Here is a 3,160-nt window from a genome sequence, read left to right on the forward strand (position 1 = left end):
TCGAAGGGCAGCGGCCCGGTTCCGTACTTGGCCTGCACGCCGTCTTGAATCTCTTTGAGGAGTTCGGGGCGGAGCTTGACGTTGCCCGGCTTGTAGACGCCGTGCACGTTGCCGAAAGTGAGTGCCGCCATATAGCGACCCTTGTCTCCGAGCCCGAGGGCCTCTACCGTCGCGATCGCGTCGTCGACGGTTGTGTAGAGGTGCTCATTGATGTCGTGGCTCACGCCGTCTTCTTCTCCGCCGACGACGCCGATCTCGACCTCGAGGATGGCGTGGATGGCGCGGGTGCGGGCGATCATGTCCTGCGCGATCTCGAGGTTCTCGGCGAGCGGCACGGCCGAGCCGTCCCACATGTGCGACTGGAAGATCGGGTTGCGCCCCGCCTTGACCTCGGTCTCCGATGCCGCGATGAGCGGAAGCACGAAGCTCTCGAGCGCATTCTTCGGGCAGTGATCGGTGTGCAGCGCGACGGTCACGGGATAGTTCTTGGCGACCTCGTGGGCGAACGCGGCGAAGGCCAGCGCTCCCGTCGCACGCGCTCCCGAGCGGGTGTGGCCGGCGAAGTAGTCCGCACCGCCGGTGGTCACCTGGATGATGCCGTCGGACTGCGCCTCGGAGAGTCCCTGGAGGACGGCGTTGAGGGTCTGCGACGACGACACGTTGAAGGCGGGATACGCGAATCCCTTCGTTTTCGCAGTGTCGAGCATCTGGGCGTACTGGTCAGGCGTTGCGATGGGCATGGTCTCTCCTTGGGTCTACGCGAGTTCATCTTAGGGGAGGCTCATCTTTCGGTGCTGCGGCAATATGCTCCGCGGCCGACCGGCCGTCACCGGTACTCTGAGAGAGCGAGTCGATGACGTGCGACAAGAGCCGTCACATGGCCACGAATTCAGTGAGGTCTCAATGACGAATACCGAAAACGACGCACTCTACCTTCACCCCGACCGCAACCTCGCACTCGAACTGGTTCGGGCCACAGAGGCGGCATCCATTCGCGCCTACCCGTTTATCGGTCGCGGCGACAAGCTCGCCGCCGACGGTGCGGCCGTCGACGCGATGCGCGCGTTTCTCACCACCGTCAACTTCGACGGCGTCGTCGTCATCGGCGAAGGCGAGAAAGACGAGGCGCCGATGCTGTTCAACGGCGAGCACGTCGGCAACGGCCGTGGACCGGCCTGCGACATCGCCGTCGATCCGATCGACGGAACGAGCCTCACGGCGGCCGGACGGCAGAATGCCCTGTCCGTGATCGCAGTGTCTGACCGGGGCACCATGCTCGACGCCTCGAGCGTGTTCTACATGGACAAGATCGTCACCGGCCCCGAGGGGATCGGCGTGATCGACATCGACCGCCCGATCGGCGACAACATTCGCGCGCTGGCGAAGACGAAAGGCAAAGACGTCTCAGACATCAAGGTGGCGGTTCTCGACCGTCCGCGCCACGTCGGCCTGATCGAAGAAATTCGGGCCGCGGGCGCGGGAACTCGTCTGCTGCTCGACGGCGACGTTGCCGGTGGCATCAACGCCGCCCGTTACGAGACCAGAACCGACATGTGCGTCGGCATCGGCGGCAGCCCCGAGGGCATCGTCACGGCGTGCGCGATCAAGGCCCTCGGCGGACTCATTCAGGGCCGTCTTCTGCCGAAGACCGACGAGGAGCGCCAGCGCGCCATCGATGCTGGCCTCGACATCGACCGGGTCTACGAGGCAGACGATCTGGTGAGAGGCAACAACACGATGTTCGTGGCGACCGGCGTCACGGATGGCGGCCTCGTGGCCGGTGTGCGAAAGAAGGGCCCCGTCATTCGAACGGAGAGCCTCGTGCTGCGCAGCCGTTCGGGAACCATCCGCAGGATCGTGGCCGATCACATCGCCGACAAATGGTTCTAGACCCGCGCCGGGTTCAGCCCCGGATGGTTCGTGGCGTTCGCTTCACTCTTCTCGAGCTCGGCCACGAGCTCGAAGCTGGAGAGCTCGCGGCGCTGCGCGTCGATGGTGGGAAGCACGCCCAGAACTGTTGACTCGTCGAGCGCGCTCAGCTTGCGGGCGGTGGGAAATACCTGCCTCTCGAGCGAGCCGACGAACGAGTTGTAGTCGCGCACGCTGCGCTCGATGGAACGCCCCAGCTTCTCGGCGTGGGTGGCCGTCGTCGCCAGCCGTGTGTACAGCTCGCGACTCAGGTCGAAGAGAATCTTGGCGTCGTGCGTGAGCACGTCTTGCTGCCAACTGTAGGCGACGGTCTTCAGCACCGACCAGAGGGTCACGGGCGATGCGAGTGCCACCTTACGTGAGAACGCGAATTCCATGATGCTCGGATCGGCCTCGAGGGCGCTCGACACGAGCGACTCGCTCGGGATGAACGCGATGACGAGCTCGGGTGAGGCGTCGAGGCCGGTCCAGTAGCTCTTGGCGCCCAGGGTCGTGATGTGCTCGCGAACAGCTTTCACGTGACGCTTCAGAAGCCGGTCTCTCTCGGCGCCGTCGGCCCCCGTGGCCGTGGCGGGAATTCGACTGGCTTCAAGGTATGCATCGAAGGGAACCTTGGCGTCGACCGCGATGTTCTTGCCCCCGGGCAGGTGCACGACCATGTCGGGCCTCCCCGGTCCGGTGGAACCGAGGATGCTGGTCTGCACGTCGAAGTCGACGCGCTCGATCAGACCGGCCGCTTCGACGACGCGTCTCAGCTGCGTCTCTCCCCAGACGCCGCGGGTGCTGTTAGAACGTAACGCTGACGCGAGGGACTCTGCCGTGCTTCTCAGTCGTTCTTCGCTCTCGGTGGCATTGCGCAATTGCTCGCTCAGCTCGCCATGCTGCTTCTGGCGCTGCTCTTCGAGTTCGGAGACCTTGCGCTGAACGAGGCGAAGGCTCTCGGCAACAGGGCTGAGGGCCACGAGCACACGACTATCGGAACTCGCCCTTTCGACTTCGGCCTCACTCAGTTCGCGAATTCTCTGCTGAAACTCTCCGATGCGGCCCACGTGCAGCTCGAGCTGTTCGCGAAGGCCCGCGATCGTGGCCTCGGCGGCGGCGGAGCGGGCGTGAAGCTCGGCCACCGGTTTCGGGTCGACGACCTGAATCCTGCTGCCGCGAAGCATCCAACCGATGGTGCCGCCGAGCGCAATGCCGAGAAGCAAGCCGAGCACGAGAGCGAGTATGGGAT

3 protein-coding genes are annotated in these 3,160 nt (G+C 64.7%); 1 reads left to right on the forward strand and 2 read right to left on the reverse strand.

Annotation, left to right across the window (positions count from 1 at the left end):
* The coding region (fbaA, locus tag ACE5CZ_RS12060) for a class II fructose-bisphosphate aldolase (RefSeq protein ID WP_374947573.1) at positions 1 to 740 on the reverse strand (740 nt) is incomplete at its 3' end.
* 163 nt (positions 741 to 903) lie between these two features.
* Here fbaA and glpX point away from each other — a divergent pair.
* Entirely contained in the window at positions 904 to 1,890 is a 987-nt protein-coding gene (gene glpX, locus ACE5CZ_RS12065) for a class II fructose-bisphosphatase (protein ID WP_374947574.1), read from the forward strand.
* Here glpX and rmuC read toward each other — a convergent pair.
* Positions 1,887 to 3,160, reverse strand: a 1,274-nt coding sequence (rmuC, locus tag ACE5CZ_RS12070) for a DNA recombination protein RmuC (RefSeq protein WP_374947575.1), incomplete at its 5' end; no start/stop codon positions are given. The genes glpX and rmuC overlap by 4 nt on opposite strands.

This window comes from Agreia sp., from assembly GCF_964263775.1.
Classification (GTDB): domain Bacteria; phylum Actinomycetota; class Actinomycetes; order Actinomycetales; family Microbacteriaceae; genus Agreia.

What these genes read in the sequence shown, in the direction of transcription:
- glpX (WP_374947574.1), top strand. Translation starts at nt 904, where the DNA reads ATGACGAATACCGAAAACGACGCACTCTACCTTCACCCCGACCGCAAC.